The 15,538-nt window shown below is 66.8% G+C and carries 8 protein-coding genes; 1 reads left to right on the top strand and 7 read right to left on the bottom strand.

Annotated elements, in window-relative coordinates; all coding sequences use genetic code 11:
* Positions 1-3: 3 nt before the first annotated feature.
* The 6 genes from IPG63_19225 to IPG63_19200 form a co-directional block, all read right to left on the bottom strand.
* Entirely contained in the window at positions 4-3,093 is a 3,090-nt protein-coding gene (locus IPG63_19225) for an ABC transporter permease (GenBank protein MBK6729289.1), read from the bottom strand.
* Between the two features lie 14 nt (positions 3,094-3,107).
* A complete protein-coding gene (locus IPG63_19220) occupies positions 3,108-5,534 on the bottom strand; it encodes an ABC transporter permease (protein ID MBK6729288.1) in 2,427 nt (808 codons plus the stop codon).
* Positions 5,531-7,978 carry an ABC transporter permease gene (locus tag IPG63_19215; GenBank protein MBK6729287.1) on the bottom strand — a complete coding sequence of 816 codons (2,448 nt, stop codon included), beginning with the start codon at positions 7,976-7,978 and terminating at the stop codon, positions 5,531-5,533. Before IPG63_19215 ends, IPG63_19220 begins: the two co-directional genes overlap by 4 nt.
* A gap of 9 nt (positions 7,979-7,987) precedes the next feature.
* Positions 7,988-8,173 carry a hypothetical protein gene (locus tag IPG63_19210; GenBank protein MBK6729286.1) on the bottom strand — a complete coding sequence of 62 codons (186 nt, stop codon included), beginning with the start codon at positions 8,171-8,173 and terminating at the stop codon, positions 7,988-7,990.
* An 11-nt stretch (positions 8,174-8,184) separates the two neighbouring features.
* Complete coding sequence (locus tag IPG63_19205; protein MBK6729285.1) at positions 8,185-8,952, bottom strand: ABC transporter ATP-binding protein; 768 nt, start codon at positions 8,950-8,952, stop codon at positions 8,185-8,187.
* 91 nt (positions 8,953-9,043) lie between these two features.
* Positions 9,044-10,297 (bottom strand): HlyD family efflux transporter periplasmic adaptor subunit, encoded by a 1,254-nt coding sequence (locus IPG63_19200; GenBank protein MBK6729284.1) that lies wholly within the window; start codon positions 10,295-10,297, stop codon positions 9,044-9,046.
* Between the two features lie 273 nt (positions 10,298-10,570).
* On the opposite strand from IPG63_19200, the gene IPG63_19195 reads away from it, so the two are divergent.
* A complete protein-coding gene (locus tag IPG63_19195; protein ID MBK6729283.1) occupies positions 10,571-13,129 on the top strand; it encodes an EAL domain-containing protein in 2,559 nt (852 codons plus the stop codon).
* 490 nt (positions 13,130-13,619) lie between these two features.
* On the opposite strand, the gene IPG63_19190 is transcribed toward IPG63_19195, so the two are convergent.
* Entirely contained in the window at positions 13,620-15,050 is a 1,431-nt protein-coding gene (locus IPG63_19190) for a hypothetical protein (protein ID MBK6729282.1), read from the bottom strand.
* Positions 15,051-15,538 lie beyond the last annotated feature (488 nt).

Here is a 15,538-nt window from a genome sequence, read left to right as displayed (position 1 = left end):
ACTTCACGCCTCCGTCAACCAGCCATCGAACAGACTCACCACCCGCTTGGCCATCTTTGCGTAGGCCTCGTTGTGGGTGACCTGCACGATGGTGGTGCCCTCGCGATTCAACTGCTGCAGCAGGTCCATGATCATCTGGCCCTGGCTGGAATGCAGCGCACCGGTCGGTTCGTCGGCGAGCAGCAGGCGCGGGCGCGCGATCACCGCGCGCGCCACCGCAACCAGTTGCTGCTGGCCGCCGGAGAGCTGGTTCGGATACAGGTCCTTCTTGCCGACGATCTGGAAACGATCGAGCGCGTCGCCGACACGCGCCGCGCGCTCCTTGGCCGGCACGTCGCGGTATTGCAGCGGCAGATCGAGGTTCTCGGCGACGGTCAGGTCATCGATCAGGTGATAGTGCTGGAAGATGAAGCCGACCTTGTCGCGCGCGAACGCCTGGCGCTGCTTCGCAGCCATCGCGTGCACCTGCTGGCCGTCGAAGCGGAACTCGCCGCTCCAGTCGTGATCCATCATGCCGAGCACGTTGAGCAGGCTGGTCTTGCCCGAGCCGGAGGGACCGGTGATGCTGACGAAATCACCCTCGCCGATGTCGAGCTTGATGTTGCGCAGCACCCAGCTGCGCCCGGTCGCGATCGGATAGGAACGTTCGAGATTGCGCAGTTCGATCATGGGGATACTCATTCGTAACGCAGCGCCGCCATCGGCGATGCGCGCAGCCCGGCGCGCCGGGAACCAGCTCGCGGAGAAGATTGCCAGCGCCAGCACCAGTGCGGCGGCGACGAAGGCGGTGACATCACCGACCTGCAGGCCGAACACCAGCCCCGACACCGCCATCGCCAGCGCGATCGAGGCCACCAGGCCGATGAACAGGCCAATGCCGCCGAGGCGCAGACCGCGACCCAGCACGTCGCGTTCGATGCGCGCCGGGGTGGCGCCCATCGACAGGCGCACGCCGATCTCGCGCGTGCGGCTGGCCACGAAATACGCAATCAGGCCATAGGTGCCGATGCCGGCCAGCAGCAGGCCGAGCACGCCAAGCGAACCGGCGACGCCGCTGGCGATGCGCTGCGGCAAAAGGTTCAATGCGACCGTATCGCTCAGCGCGTGCACGCTCGGCTTGGGCAGGTTGGCATCGACGCGTGCGAACGCATCGCGGACGATGCGCGCCACTTCGTTGTGTGCCAGCGTCGAATGCACCAGCAGTGAATACTGCGCGAACTCGTGCTGGCTGGCCGGCAGGTACATGAATGGTCGCTCGTCCTCGCTCAGATTGGTGTAGCGGCTGTTCGCGGCGACACCGATGATGCGCAGCTGCCCGCCTTCGACACCGTCGAACTTGACGCTGCGCCCGATCGCACTTTCGGCACCGAACAGCGACTGGGCGAGCAGTTCGTTGACGATCACCACCTTGTCGCTGGTGCGGGTGTGGGCGTCACCGAACGACTCGCCGCTGACGCGGAGATCAAGCGTGCGGAAATAGTCGGCGGAGACCACATTGGCCGCGGCATACCGCACCGGCTCGGGCAGGCTCTCGTCGCCAAGTGCACCGAGCACCATGGTCGAGCCGGACAACGGCACCATGCGCGCGTGGCTGGCACTGTCGACGCCCGGGCTCGCGCGCACGGCGGCGGCGATCTCGTTCGCAACCTGCTGCTGCTTCGCGCTGTCGTAGCCGGTCGGCTCCAGATCCATGTCGGCGGTGTACACACCGTCTACGCGGAAGCCGAGTTCGACCGCGTGTGCGCGATCGAGCGCGCGCAGGAACAGCGCCGAAGCGACCAGCAGCACGAGCGTCAGCGCCACCTGCGCGACCACCAGCAGTTCACGCGTGCGGCTGCGCGAGGCGACGATGCCACGCGAGGCTTCGGCCATGCGCGAACGCACGCTGCGCCAGGCCGGCCACATGCCGAACACCAGGGCGGCAACCACCGCCGCCGCGGTCGACGCCAGTAACGGCCGCAGGCCGAGATCGAACGACACCTCGATCGGGAACGGCGTCGGCAGCGCGCCGAGATCGACCGCGCCGAGCAGGACGCGCGCGATCAGCACGCCGAACCCGGTTGCGATCACCGCCAGCAGCAAGGATTCGTTGAACAGCATCTGCATCAGCCGCCAGCGACCGGCGCCGAGCGCGCTGCGCACCGACAGTTCTCCGGCGCGCACCTCGCCGCGGGCGAGCATCATGCTGGCGACGTTTACGCAGGCGATCAGCATGACCAGCCCGACCAGCGCCAGCATCACACCACTGAACAGAGCAAGCCTGGCGGCGCCCTCCGCAGGCAACGGACCCAGCGGTAATGCGTTCATGGTCTGCTCCTCTCGCCGCGGGTTCGGATGCAGCTTGTTGAAGGCCACGTAACGCGCGCGCAGCTCGGCCTCGGCCTGCGCCAGTGTGATGCCCGGCTTCAGTCGCGCTGCGGAGAGCAACCAGCTGGCATTGACGGCATCGAGCAGGTCGCCGTTGGAGGGCTGCACCTGGCGCTGCATCGACAGCGGCACGTAGACATCCGGCAGGAGCGGAGAAACGTGGCTGCGGAATTCGGGCACGGTCACGCCGATCACGGTGAAGGCCTGGCCATTCAGCGTGACCGCGCGTCCGACGATGCCGGGGTCGCCACCGAAATGCTTCTGCCAGGCAGCATGGGTGATCACCGCATGCGGACTGGCGCCGCGCTTGCCATCAGCCTGCGCCGAGAACAGCCGACCCAGCTGCGCCTGCACGCCGAGCAACTCGAAGTAGTTCTCGCTGACGATGAAGCCGAAGGCCCGCGTCGGCTCCTTGCCCGCCACCAGGTTCACCGGCAGCAGGGTCCAGCCGAACATGCCTTCGATCGTCGGCGAAGGTTCGTTGAACACGCGCAGCAACGGCGCCGAGAGGGTGTCGAGGCCGCCGTCGCTGCCGCGCCCGGTCTCGATCATCCGCTGCGGTTCATGGATGCCGCGCACGGGTTCGAGCAGCAAGGCGTTGGCGGCGGCGAACAAGGCGGTGATCGCACCGATCGACACCGCCAGCGCGCCGATCGCAAACGCGCTCGACCACGGTTGCTTGAGGATCTGGCGCAGGCCGGAACGCAGGTCGTTCATCAGGTTCATGAGAAGGCTCCGGTTCATTCGCTGCGCAGCGCTTCGCTCGGCGCGATGCCGAGGGCGCGGCGGGTGGGGACCAGGACCGACACCACGCCGGCCAGGGCGACCAGTGCAATGACGCTGCCGAATATCAGGGGATCGAAGGGATCGAGGCCGAGTGAGGTCCGCGCCAGCAGCATCGCCCACGGCACGCCGAGACCCACGCCGAGCGCAAGTCCGAACAGCAACAGGCGCGCACTGTCGCCGGCCACCGCGGTCACGACCTGGTGCGCATTGGCACCGATGGCGCGACGCACGCCGATCTCGCGAGTGCGCGCCTGCACGACCTGGGCGAGCACGCCGAACAGCCCGGCGCCGGCCAGCAACAAGCCGACGGCACCGAACACGCCGAACAGACCTGTCAGGAAGCGATCGCCGACGCGATCGGCAGCCAATGCCGCATCGAGCGTGCGCACCCAGTACACCGGCGTGTCGGCATCGACCTCGCGCACGATTTCGGCCAGTCGCGGCGCGAAGGCCTCGGCGGCACCCGCGGTCTTGACGGCCACGGTCGCGAACCGCACCGGCGACTGCCGCATCGGCAACAGCACGCTCGGCTGCGGGTCGTCATCGACATCCTCGAGGGTCAGGTTGCGCACCACGCCGATCACGGTGATCCACGGTGCGGCCGGGTCCTGGCCGAGCTTGAAGCGACGCTGCAGCGGATCAAGGCCGGGCCAGTAGCGGTCCGCGAATCGCTGGTCGACCGCCGCAACGGGCAGGCTGTCGGCGGTATCGCGTGCATCCGGCAAACGCCCGGACAGCGTTCGCTGGCCATAGGTCGCGCCAAAGCCGTCATCGATCGCGGCGCGCGCCACTTCGTCGCGCGTCGCCTCCGGATCCTGGCCTTCGATCAGGACTTCGGTGTGGCCGCTCATCAGGCCCGGCATCGCTTCGGCAACCGTGGCCGCGTCGACGCCGGGTTCGGCGCGCAGGCGCTCGCCGATGCGTTCGAAGAAGGCCGCCTGTTCGCTCCCGCCAGGGTATTGCTCGGGAAAAATGCCGACACGAGCGGTCAACAGGGCGGTTGCCGGCGTATCGAGGCCAAGATCGGCACGCGAATGTGCATCCAATTGCCGCCATGCCATGCCGGCGCCAATCAGCAACACGCATGAGAACGCGACCTGGGCGACGATCAGGGTGCGCGCAATCCGGGACGCGCCGCCACCGGCACGTCCGTGTTCGTTCATGGTCCGATGCAGTTCGAAGCCGGAGGCGCGCAGGCCGGGCATCAGCCCGGACAGCACCGTCGTCAGCGCAGCGATGGCGACCCCGAACCCGGCGACGCGTGGCGTCATCGTGAAGTCGACCCAATACGCGGGACCGTCGCCGGCCTCGACAAACATGCGCATCGCGTACACCCCGGCCCAATGCGCGATCACCAGCGCGATCACGGTGGCGACCGCCGACAGCACCAGGGTCTCCGCCAGCAAGGCCGTCATCAGTCGCAGGCGGCCGGCGCCGATGGCAGCACGCAGTGCCAGTTCGCGGCTGCGCTGGCTGAGCAGCGCGATTTGCAGGTTGGCGACGTTGGCGCAGGCGACCAGCAGCACCGACAGCGCCGCCAGCAACAGGATCGAAGCGATCGTGCGCGTGTGCGGATTGACGAAACGGTAGGTCGCCGGCTGCGAAGCAAGATGCACGTCGCGCCGCGTTTCCGGCGCCTGCGCCTGCAGGCGCTGCCAGACCGTCTGCAGTTCCAGCGCGGCCTCATCCAGGGTCGCCCCCGGACGCAGGCGCGCGATCACGTCGGGCTCGCCCTGCTGTTCGATCGGCTGGCCGTGTGCGTAACGCGCCGCGGTCCAGACCTCGCTGGTGAAGGGAAAGGTGAACCCGGGCGGCATCACGCCGACGATTTCCGCCGGTTGCAGGTTGACGCGCACGGCCCGGCCGAGCACGTCCGGCGTGGCACCGAAGCGCTGGCGCCAGACGCGGTCGCTGATGACCACGCGCAGCGGTCCGCCCGGCCGATCGTCGTCGGCATTCAGGGTGCGGCCCAGCTGCGCATCGACCCCGATCAGACCGAACAGGCCGCCGCTGACGTGCTGGCCATCGTACCGCTCGACCCAGGTGCCGTCGGCGAGATTCAGGGTCGCGCCGGCATAGGTCTCGACTGCGTCGAAACGGGTCAGGCCGGCGCGCAATTCGAGCACGTCCTGCGAGTTCATCGGATCGAGGAAGCCCGGCGCGTTGTGGTCGGACTCGCCGATCTGCACCAGGCGCTCACCGTCCGGGAACGGCATCGGGCGCAGCACCAGGGCATCGATCACCACCAGCACGAACAAGGTGGCACCGAGGCCGGTGGCGAGCACCGCGACGATCAGCGCGCTGTGCGCGGCGCGTCGCGTCAACTGGCGCAGGCCATTGCGCAATTCCTGCCCGAGCACATGCCACAGGGCACGCATCATTCACTCCTCAGCGCGTCGATCGGATCCACCGCAGCGGCGCGGCGCGCCGGCGCGATGCAGGCCACCAGCGCCGCGAGCAGCAGCACTGCGGCCACGCCCGCGAAAGTCACCGGATCGAACACGCTGATGCCGAACAGTTGCGACGACAGCACGCTGCCGCCGAGGGAAGCGAGCACCAGACCAAGCGCGAGACCGACGCCGACCAGGCGCACGCCCTGCCCGACCACCATGCGCACGACATCGCGGGCACGCGCGCCGATCGCCATGCGCAGGCCGATCTCGCCGCTGCGGCTGCCGACCACGAATGCGAGCACGCCGTACAGGCCGACCACCGCGAGCAGCAGGGCCGTGCTCGCAAACGCCCCGACCAGTGCCAGCGGCGCGCGGCGCAGGCCGAGCGAAGCGTCGATGCGCGCGTCCAGCGTCTGCACGTCGTACAGCGCCAGCTGCGGATCGAGCTCGCGCAGGGTGCGGCGCAAGGTTGCCGCCATCGTGTCCGGGTCGATACTGGTTCTCAGCACCAACGTGGACATTCCGATCGGGAAACTGCCGACCGGCGCGTAGATCGTTTCCTTGTTCGGCGTCTCCGCCAGCGACTGGCCGCGTACGGTGCCGACCACGCCGATCACGCGCATCCACACCGTGTCCTTGGCCTGGCCATCGCCCCGCGCGAGATAGCCGCCGACCGGGTCGCGATCAGCGAAGTACTTTTTCGCCAGCAGCTCGTCGATCACCACGACCGGCTCGCCATTGCGGTCGGCCTCGTTGAACACGCGCCCACGCAGCACCGGAATGTCCATCGCCTTGAAGTAGTCGCCGTCGGCAAGGCGGATCTGCGCATGCGGCAACACCCCGGGCGCCAGTTTCAAGCCGCGCACCGCATAGGACGCGCCGAAGCCGAACGGCGTGAATGGCAGGCCGGTGATCCAGCCGGTGCGCTCGACGCCGGGAATGGCGGCGGCCGCGGCACGGGCGCGATCGAAGAAGGCGCCCTGCGCCACCGGTTCGGGATAGCGACTCTCGGGCAGTTCGACGAATGCGGTCAACACGCCCTGCGCGGAGAACCCCGGCGACTCTGCCGTGACCCGCAGGTAGCTGCGCATCAGCAAACCGGCGGCCACCAGCAGCGCCGAGGACAGCGCCAGCTGCAGCACCACCAGGCCGCTGCGCGCGCGACCGGCGGCGACACCGCCGCTGCCGCTGCGCCCGGCATCGCGCAGGCGCAGCGCCGGCGCGGTGCGACCGGCGAACGCGATCGGCAGCGCCGCGATCAGCGGCACCAGCACCAGCGCCGCGACCACAGTCAGCGCCTGCGTCGCCCACGGCAACACCGGGTCGATATCGCGCAACAGCAGCGCGTTGCCAGCCAGCGCCGACATCGCCGCCAGCACCGCGTGCGCGACCAGCAGGCCGACCGCGGCGCCGACCAGCGCGGCCAGCACCGCTTCCGCCAGCGCTTGCCGCATCAGATCGCCGGAGCGCGCGCCGATGGCGCTGCGCACGGCGTATTCCCGGGTGCGCGCGATGTGCTGCGCCAGCAGCAGGTTGGCGACGTTGGCGCAGGCGATCAGCAGCACCAGCAGGGTCGCCGCCTGCAGCATGCGCAGGGTGCCGGCGACGTCGCCGACGATCGCCTGACGCAGCGGCTTGGCGCGGCCGGTGAAGCCGCTGGCATCGAAGAAGGTGCGGTAGTCCTCGGGCAGGCGTTCGGCGTTGCGCTTGACGATGGCATCGAGCTCGGCATTGAGCTGGCTGATCTGCGCGCCCGCGCGCAGGCGTCCGACCGAGGCCGAGAATTCATTGCCACGCGAGGCGTCGGAGGCCTGCTCCGGAGTGAACACCGCCGGCACGATCGCGTCGGATTCCTCCAGTGGCACTGCGAACCCGGGCGGCAGCACCCCGATCACGCGCCAACTGCCGCCATCGAGCTTGAGCTCGCGCCCGAGCACGTCGCGGCTGCCACCGAAGGCGGTTTGCCACAGGCCATGCGTGATCACCACCACCGACTCGCCGCTGCCACTGGCCTCGGCCTCGCCGAACACGGCGCCGAGCGCCGGCTGGACCCCGAGCGTGGTGAAGAACGAAGGCGTGGCGCGGGTGATCTGCACCCGCCGCGGCTCGTCGCCGCCGAGCAGGGTCATGCCGCGGGTAAAGAACAGGCCGAGGTCTTCCAGCGACGGCGCCTGGGTCTTGCGATCGAGGTAGTCCGGCACCGAGGTGCCAGCGTATTCGAGGTCGTTCTTCGGATAAGTGTTGTAGACCAGCACCAGGCGCTCGTCGTTGGCATAGGGCAGTGGCGCCAGCAGCAGCCGCTCGAATACATGGAACACCGCGGCGTTGGCGCCGATGCCGAGCGCCAGCGTCAGCACCACCGCGGCCCACAGACCGGGTCGGTGGCGGAACTGGCGCAGCGCCAGGCGCAGGTCGTGCAGGAATGCGTTCATGGTCGCTCCTCAGTGCGTGCGGCGCGCGGCCAGCGCGGCGGCGAACTCGACCGCGCGCGAGCGTGCGTCGTGCAGCGGTCGCGGTGCGCCGAGCGCAATCGTCGGCAGGGCGCGCACCAGTTCGGTCACCAGACGGCAGACTTCGCCATCGTGCGGGCGACGGTTGCGATCATTCGATTGGCAAGTGGCGTTCATGGTCATGCTCCTCAGGCGGCCTGGCCGGACACGGGCGCGACGCGCTTGAACAGGCGCGCGTCCTCTTCCTTGCGCAGGCGATGCAGGGTTTCTTCGTCGACGACGCGACCGTCGAACATGAAGATCTTGCGGTCGGCGAATTCGGCGTAACGCGGATCGTGGGTGACCATGCAGATGGTTGCCCCGCCCTTGTGCAGCTCGGCGAGCAGTTCCATCACCGCCTCGCCGTTCTTCGAGTCGAGGTTTCCGGTCGGCTCGTCGGCGAGCAGGATGGAAGGCTTGCCGACCAGCGCGCGGGCGACCGCGACGCGCTGTTGTTGGCCGCCCGAGAGCTGCGCCGGGTAATGCTTCAGGCGATGCGCCATGCCGACGCGCTCGAGCGCTTCCTGCACGCGCTCGCGACGCTCGGCCTTGCCCATGCCATCGCGATAGGTCAGCGGCAGTTCGACGTTCTCGAACACGCTGAGATCACCGATCAGGTTGAAGGCCTGGAAGATGAAACCGATCTCGCGATTGCGGATGCGCGCGCGCTCGTTGGCATTGATCGACTCGACCGAAGTGCCGTTCAGCGTGTAGCTGCCGCCGGTCGGCGTATCGAGCAGGCCGAGGATCGACAGCAGCGTCGACTTGCCGCAGCCCGAGGGCCCGGAGATCGACACGTACTCGCCGCGCGCCAGGTCGAAGTGCACGCCGGCCAGCGCATGCGTCTCGACCTCGTCGGTGAAGAACACCTTCTGGATGTCGCGGAGCTGGATCAGGGAGGAAGTGGCTGCGGTCATGGCGTCGGCTCGTGTCGTGTTGAGATTTCGGAATGGTCTGCTGCTGACTGGTGCATTGTGTGGGTTCGGATTCATCCGAACGCTTTCGCACCTACTGCAATTTCAATCGGTCGTACTTGTCCCATTGCGCAGTGTCGGAGAGCACTACTTGATCGCCCTCAGCCAGCCCGCGGCTGACTTCGATCACGGTGACCGAAGCGCGTCCGAGCTTCACCGGCACGCGCGTCGCGATGCCGCTCTTGGCGTCGAGGCGGAACAGCGTGGTGTCGGACTCCGGCTGGCCGTAGGCGGGGCGACCGACATAGAGCACGTCGGCCAGGCGCTCGATCTCGATGGTGCCGTCGATCGACAGGTCCGGGCGCGCACCGGCGGGCAACGCGCCGACCAGATCGACATCGACCTGCACGGTGCCGTTCAACACCGCCGGATCGATGCGCGCGACCAGGCCCTCGACGATGCCGTTGCGGGTATCGACCGCAACCTTCTGGCCGATGACCACATCCTTGGCCTGGGTCTCGGCGACGCGCAGTTCGGCGATCAGCACGTCCGGCCGCGCCACGCGCGCCAGGTTGGTGCCGGGCGCAACCTGCTGGCCGACTTCGACCGGAACCTGCTGCAGCACGCCGTCGATGCCGGCCTTGAGCTTGAGCGAATCGACCTGACGTTCGCGCAGCGCCAGCGTGTTGCGCAACTGCTCGATGCGCGCACGCCCGGCGGCGAGCTGCGCCGCCATGGTGTCCTTGAACTTGGCGATGCGCTCCTGCTCGATGTCGAGGCGCACCTTCAGTCGTTCTGCGGTGAGCTCGGAGCGGCGGAAATTGATGTCGGAGATGATGCCCTTCTGGTTCAGCTCATCCTCGGCCTCGGCCTGCAATCGCGCCGACTCGTAGTCGGCCTCGATGCCGGCCATGTTCGCGCGCTGGTCGAGCACCTGCGACTCCAGGCTCATGCGCAATGCGGCGTGGTCGGCCTCGGCTGCGGTCACTTCCGAACGCGCCGCCAGCAACTGGTCCATGACCTCCGGATTGGACAGCTCCATGATCACCGTGTCGGCGCTCACCAGTGCACCCGGCTTGACCAGGAAACGATCGACTCGCGCCGCCGTTTCCGCGGCGATCCAGCGCACTTCCTTCGGCACCAGCGTGCCCGGCCCGCGCACCTCGCGCTTCATCTCGCCGCGCTTCACCGCGTCGATCCACACCTGTGCCCGCGCCACCTTCGGCGCCGCCGGCTCGATCGCGGACAGCCCGAAGGCAATCGCGATCAGGGTGAGGATTCCGGCGCCCACGTACACGAACTGGCGGCGGCGCTTCTTCAGTTTCAGGTCGGGGCGGGAGATGTCCATGGCCCATCAGGCGCAATCAGCGTGCCAACACCTGGGCAATGCAAGTCATTGATGCCATTGGCTGATCACACCGATCATCGAAGCAGCATCGTCCGCCTGTCCGTTAGCGGACAGTCGCGTGTTCCGGCAGCGAACACCGCGCTGCGTCGCCGAAGCGTTGACCATTCCTTGCATCAACTCGTGTCGGACCGATGGTTCCAGCGCCCGCACCGCATGGAAACCCGCCAACGAAGGGTTTAGTCTCGGCTGACCGAGGGATCCGAGAGCAATGCCTTGACTGCAGTCCTGCTCGCCGAAACATCCACCACGCGTCGTCGCGCGATGTCGTCGGTGCTGACCGGTGCCGGGTTCACCGTACAGACGATGGCGAACTTCTCGGAGACGATGGCGTTGTTGCAGCGCATGCCGCGTTCGTCGAGCGAGATCATGGCCTGCGCGGTGGGCTGGCCGGACTACGGCGAGCCGATGGCGGACGAGGTGTTCGACCTGCTCAGCCGCGACCAGTACGAACACTTGCCGGTGCTGGTGCTGGCCGACTCGTCGAGCCCGGGCGCGGTCAACTGGATGATGAAGCGGCCGCGCTCGGCGCTGCTCAATTGGGGCGACTACAACGAGGCCGGCGAGGCCCTGCTGCGGCTGATGCGACCGGCCACATCGAGCACGATCTCGCTCGACGCCACCACCCACGCCAACCTGCGCGTGCTGCTGGTCGATGACTCGGCCACAGTGCGCATGGCCTTCCAGAAATTGTTGGCCAAACAGGGCTACCAGGTCGAGATCGCGTCCAGCGTCGCTGAAGGAAAGGCCAAGTTCGCGGCGCAGGCGTCCGACATCGTGGTCACCGACTACTTCATGCCGGGCGAAAACGGCACCGAACTGATCCGCGCGCTGAAAGCCGACGAAGCTACCCGTGGCGCGATCTGCGCGGTGATCACCGGCACCTATTCCGACCAGGTGATCAACGACTCGCTCGCCTCCGGCGCGATCGAGTGCATGTTCAAGAGCGAGGCCAAGGAGCTGTTCCTGGCACGGCTGCATTCACTCGCGCGCATGGTCAGCGACCGCAAGGCGATGGATGCCGAACGCCGCCGCTTGCAGGGCATCCTCGCCTCGGTCGGCGACGGCGTCTACGGCGTCGATCGCAGCGGCATCATCCAGTTCGTCAACCCGGCCGCGGTCGATCTGCTCGGCCATGCCGACAGCGCCGATCTGGTCGGCCAGTCCGCCTACGAGAAGTTCCACCATGCCTTCGAGAACGGCGCGCCGATGCCGCGCTCGGCCTGCTTCCTGAGCCAGTGCTACCAGGCCGGATCGCAGGTGCCGAACTGGCAGACGGTATTCATCAGCGCCGCGCGCCGCCAGGTACCGGTCGAGTGCACGGTGTTCCCGATGAACGTCGATGGCGTGCGCGAAGGCTCGGTGGTCGCGTTCCGCGATGTCTCGCAGCGCCGCGTTCTGGAGGAGGAACTGCGCTGGCAGGCCAGCCACGATGCACTGACCAAGCTGCACAACCGCGGCTTCTTCGAGAGCCAGTTGGAGCAGGAAATCTCGCGACTGAAGCGCTCCGAGCAGATCTCGCTGCTGCTGTTCATCGACGTCGACCGCTTCAAGTACATCAACGACACCGCCGGCCACAGCGCTGGCGACCAGTTGCTGGTCGAAGTCAGCGCGCGGCTGAAGTCGCGGCTGCGCCAGTCCGACCATCTCGCGCGCATGGGCGGCGACGAGTACGCGATCATCCTGCGCAATGTCACCAGCGGCGACCTCGACTCGATCTCCGACGAGTTTCGCCGCGCGCTCACCTCGCACCCGTTCGTCTACGCCGGCAAGAGCTACCGAATCACCGTCTCGATCGGCGTCTCCAGGATGGACCGCCACACCGAGTCCGCTGCCGAGGCCATGGCCAACGCCGACATCGCCTGCCATCTGGCCAAGAACGGCGGCCGCAACCAGACGCACGTGTTCTCGCAGGACTCCGACGAACGCGCCAGCATGGACTTGGAGCTGGGCTGGTCGACGCGGCTCGAAGAGGCCTTGCGCAGCGACGGCTTCGTGCTCAGCTACCAGCCGATCGTGCCGCTCGCCGACTTCGGCGAGCACGGCGCCAACAGCCCGACCCGGCTCGAACCCTACTTCGAGGTGCTGCTGAGGCTGCGCGACGCCCAGGGCCGGTTGCTGGCGCCGGACGCCTTCCTGCCGACCGCGGAGCGTTTCGGCATGATGCTCGACATCGACCGCTGGGTGATCCACAACGCCATGCGCGCGATGCACGAAACCGCGCGCCAGGGCCAGCGTGTGCGGCTGTCGCTCAACCTCTCGGCGCAGTCGCTGATCAACCCGGCGACGGCCAGCTACGTCACCGACAAGCTGGTCGAGTTTGATGTCGATGCCAAGCAACTGGTGTTCGAGATCACCGAGTCGCGCGCGGTCAGCAACCTCGAATCGGCGCGCGCGCTGATCGGCCACCTGCGCGCGCTCGGCTGCCAGTTTGCGCTCGATGATTTCGGCGTTGGTTTCTCCACCTTCTCGCACCTCAAGCACCTCGACGTCGATTTCCTGAAGATCGACGGTTCCTTCATCCAGGGCATCGTCGACGACAAGATCGACCAGGCCGTGGTCAAGGCGATCACCGGCATCGCGCACTCGGTCGGCAAGCTCACCGTGGCCGAGTTCGTCGATCGCCCGCAGATCCTGCCGCTGCTGCGCGACTGCGCGGTCGACTACATCCAGGGCTATTTCATCGGCGAGCCGCAGGTGGGTCTGGAGCGCGCGCTGCCCTTCGCGCAGGTCGAGCGCAGCGCCGCGCAACCGCCGCTGCGCGCCGCCAGCTGAAATGCTCGCCGAGTTTCAATGCGGATGCTGCGGGCAACTCACCCCCGAGCAGTACTACGGCGGCTGCTGCTCGCTGTGCCAGCGCATCCGCTGCGACCAGTGCATGCGCCACTGCACACAGTGCGGCCTCGAACTCTGCCCGGACTGCATGGCCCGCACCGACCACCCCGGCAAACCCTGCGGCCATGCCACGGCGGCGCCATGGCGTCAATCGACTGAGCTCTGACGCTTAGCCCATTCTGGATCAGCGTCTCACCTGTTGCCGACCGGACATCCCGCGTGATCAACGGTAGGCGAGCCTACGCGGAAGCGTCGGCACTCGGGATCAGGGTTATTTCGCGGCTCAATGGCTGGCCTACCGACACCCCTGTCAACGCTTCGCCGCTCACCTCGCGATGACCAACGCATGACTCGGGGACATTCATGGATCGCTACTCCTTTGATGTCAGGGACTTTCACCCTTTACGCTTCACCGGTTTCGCCGGCGCACCTATTCGAATCCGTTGTTGAACAGTCCGCCGGGCGCATAGATCTCGGGTGGGATCGGATGGCCGAGCATTTCCCAGATGTAACGGGTCAAGGTCGGTGCCGCGCAGAAACCGGTATTGACGCCGGCTTGTTGACACAGCGCGATCTTGATCGCAGCTTCGTTCGGCCACGGCCAGAGTGCCTCGGCGCTTGCGACATCGAAGCCGGTCTCACCGTACAAGGATCCGGACACACCGAGTCTTTGCAGGACTTGCGCCCCGACCCGCGTACCACCAGCGCCAGCGCTGGCCAAGGCGGAACCGACTTCGATGCGCGGCAGATGCAGCAATCCGGAATTCGCCGGATTCAGCGCTGTTTCGCCGCTGCAAGTCGGGTTGAAACAGACATTGCCAGCGTGCGCGATCTGCGACAGATTGCTGCCGCCGATCGTCCACAGAATGGACCCGCCGAGGTTGAAATTGCCACCGCCATTCCAGTCGTTGATGCCGCCATCGCTGGCCTGACCGGCGGTGATGCGGTTCAGCACGCCGCCATGTGCGTCGCCGTTGCTGCTCAGCGCATAGCGGGTGCCCCAGATCACGCTGTCTTCGATCAGATTCGCTGTCGACGCCTCTGATCCATCGAAGCCGATGCCGTTGTTGCCGATGTTGACGATGATCGCGCCGATGTTGCGGATGTTGTTGCTGGTGACGTTGGTCGTGCGATTGCTCGGGTGATACAACGCGGCCTCGTAGTAGTCGTCCACGCCGGGATGGCTGTCGAGCAGGAAGAGATTCTGCGTCAGCACGTTCGTCGAGTCGTACAGTGCGACGTTTGCCTGCGGATCGCCGACCGTGTCGCTCCAGCCGAAGTCGTGTCGCACCAGCACGCGCCGCAAAACCACGCGATCGGCATTGTAGACGATGATGTTGTAACGTCCGCCCGGACCCCAGGCGTAAACATCTTCGAGCAGCACATGCTGCGCGCCTGGTGTCACGTCATTCGTGCCGATGGCGAGGTTCATCGCATTGCCGGTCGCCGGCCCGCCGCGAAAGCCGCTGCGCAGGACCTTCACATAGCGGCCGCTGATCGTCTTCTGTTGCGCAGAGTCAAAGACCAGCCCTTCGAATTGCAGCCAATGATCTGCGACCGGCAAGTCGAAGCCGGCTGAGATTCGCACCGTGCCATCCGTCGACGCGCGTACAATATTCCACGATCCGGCCTGGCCATTGCCATCGCCATCGCCATCGATCCGATTGTTCGCACCCGAATAATTCCCCGCTGCAATCTGCAATACATCACCGCCGAGCGGAGACAGCAACGCCATCCCGCTGGCAATGAATTTTTTCGGTGCTGCAAGCGTGCCGTTGCCGGAGTCGTCCACGCGCGAGCCGTCAACGTAGTACGTGGTGGCACTCGCCGAGCCCAACCACGTGAAGCAGATCAGCAGCACGCAGCGGGCTCGATTCCTGATCGCAAGATGCATCGCCTGACTCCGCGTAGCCTCATGAATCGTAGCGGATCAGCGTCGGAGCTCCACTACATGTACCTGCACACTGGCGATTCACAGCCGGTTCCGCCAATCGGCACAAGGATAGGAATTCCAAAGCCACTTTTTGCGCCTTGCGCGGCGCAGTGTACGCCGCGCGATCATGCCGCCAAGCGTCCCACATACATGCCGGCCGGCCCTCTATTGCGCAGCGGGTCCGTGCCCTCCAGGCAATGACCGGAAGAGCAATTCCAGTCTCTCCCGAAGGCATTCCAGGACATCCGCTAGCGTCCGAATCCCAGCACCGTCGATCTCGCCAACGGTGTTGGTTAACCATGTCGCAATATCCAAGTTGGCCATCTGGGCAAGGCCAGTGAACGCGAGAGCCACTCTCGCGTCGTGGCAGCACAGAACAACCAACTTGTTGTATTCGTCATCGATCAGCCTCCCAT

It is taken from the genome of Lysobacterales bacterium (genome assembly GCA_016703225.1).
In the GTDB taxonomy this organism is placed as follows: Bacteria; Pseudomonadota; Gammaproteobacteria; order Xanthomonadales; family Ahniellaceae; genus JADKHK01.
Note: the sequence above shows the minus strand (reverse complement) of the source record. Positions and strands in the feature narration are given on the sequence as shown.

Coding starts and splice junctions, on each gene's coding strand:
- IPG63_19225 (MBK6729289.1), bottom strand. CDS start 3,093: ATGAACCTGATGAACGACCTGCGTTCCGGCCTGCGCCAGATCCTCAAG.
- IPG63_19220 (MBK6729288.1), bottom strand. CDS start 5,534: ATGATGCGTGCCCTGTGGCATGTGCTCGGGCAGGAATTGCGCAATGGC.
- IPG63_19215 (MBK6729287.1), bottom strand. CDS start 7,978: ATGAACGCATTCCTGCACGACCTGCGCCTGGCGCTGCGCCAGTTCCGC.
- IPG63_19210 (MBK6729286.1), bottom strand. CDS start 8,173: ATGAACGCCACTTGCCAATCGAATGATCGCAACCGTCGCCCGCACGAT.
- IPG63_19205 (MBK6729285.1), bottom strand. CDS start 8,952: ATGACCGCAGCCACTTCCTCCCTGATCCAGCTCCGCGACATCCAGAAG.
- IPG63_19200 (MBK6729284.1), bottom strand. CDS start 10,297: ATGGACATCTCCCGCCCCGACCTGAAACTGAAGAAGCGCCGCCGCCAG.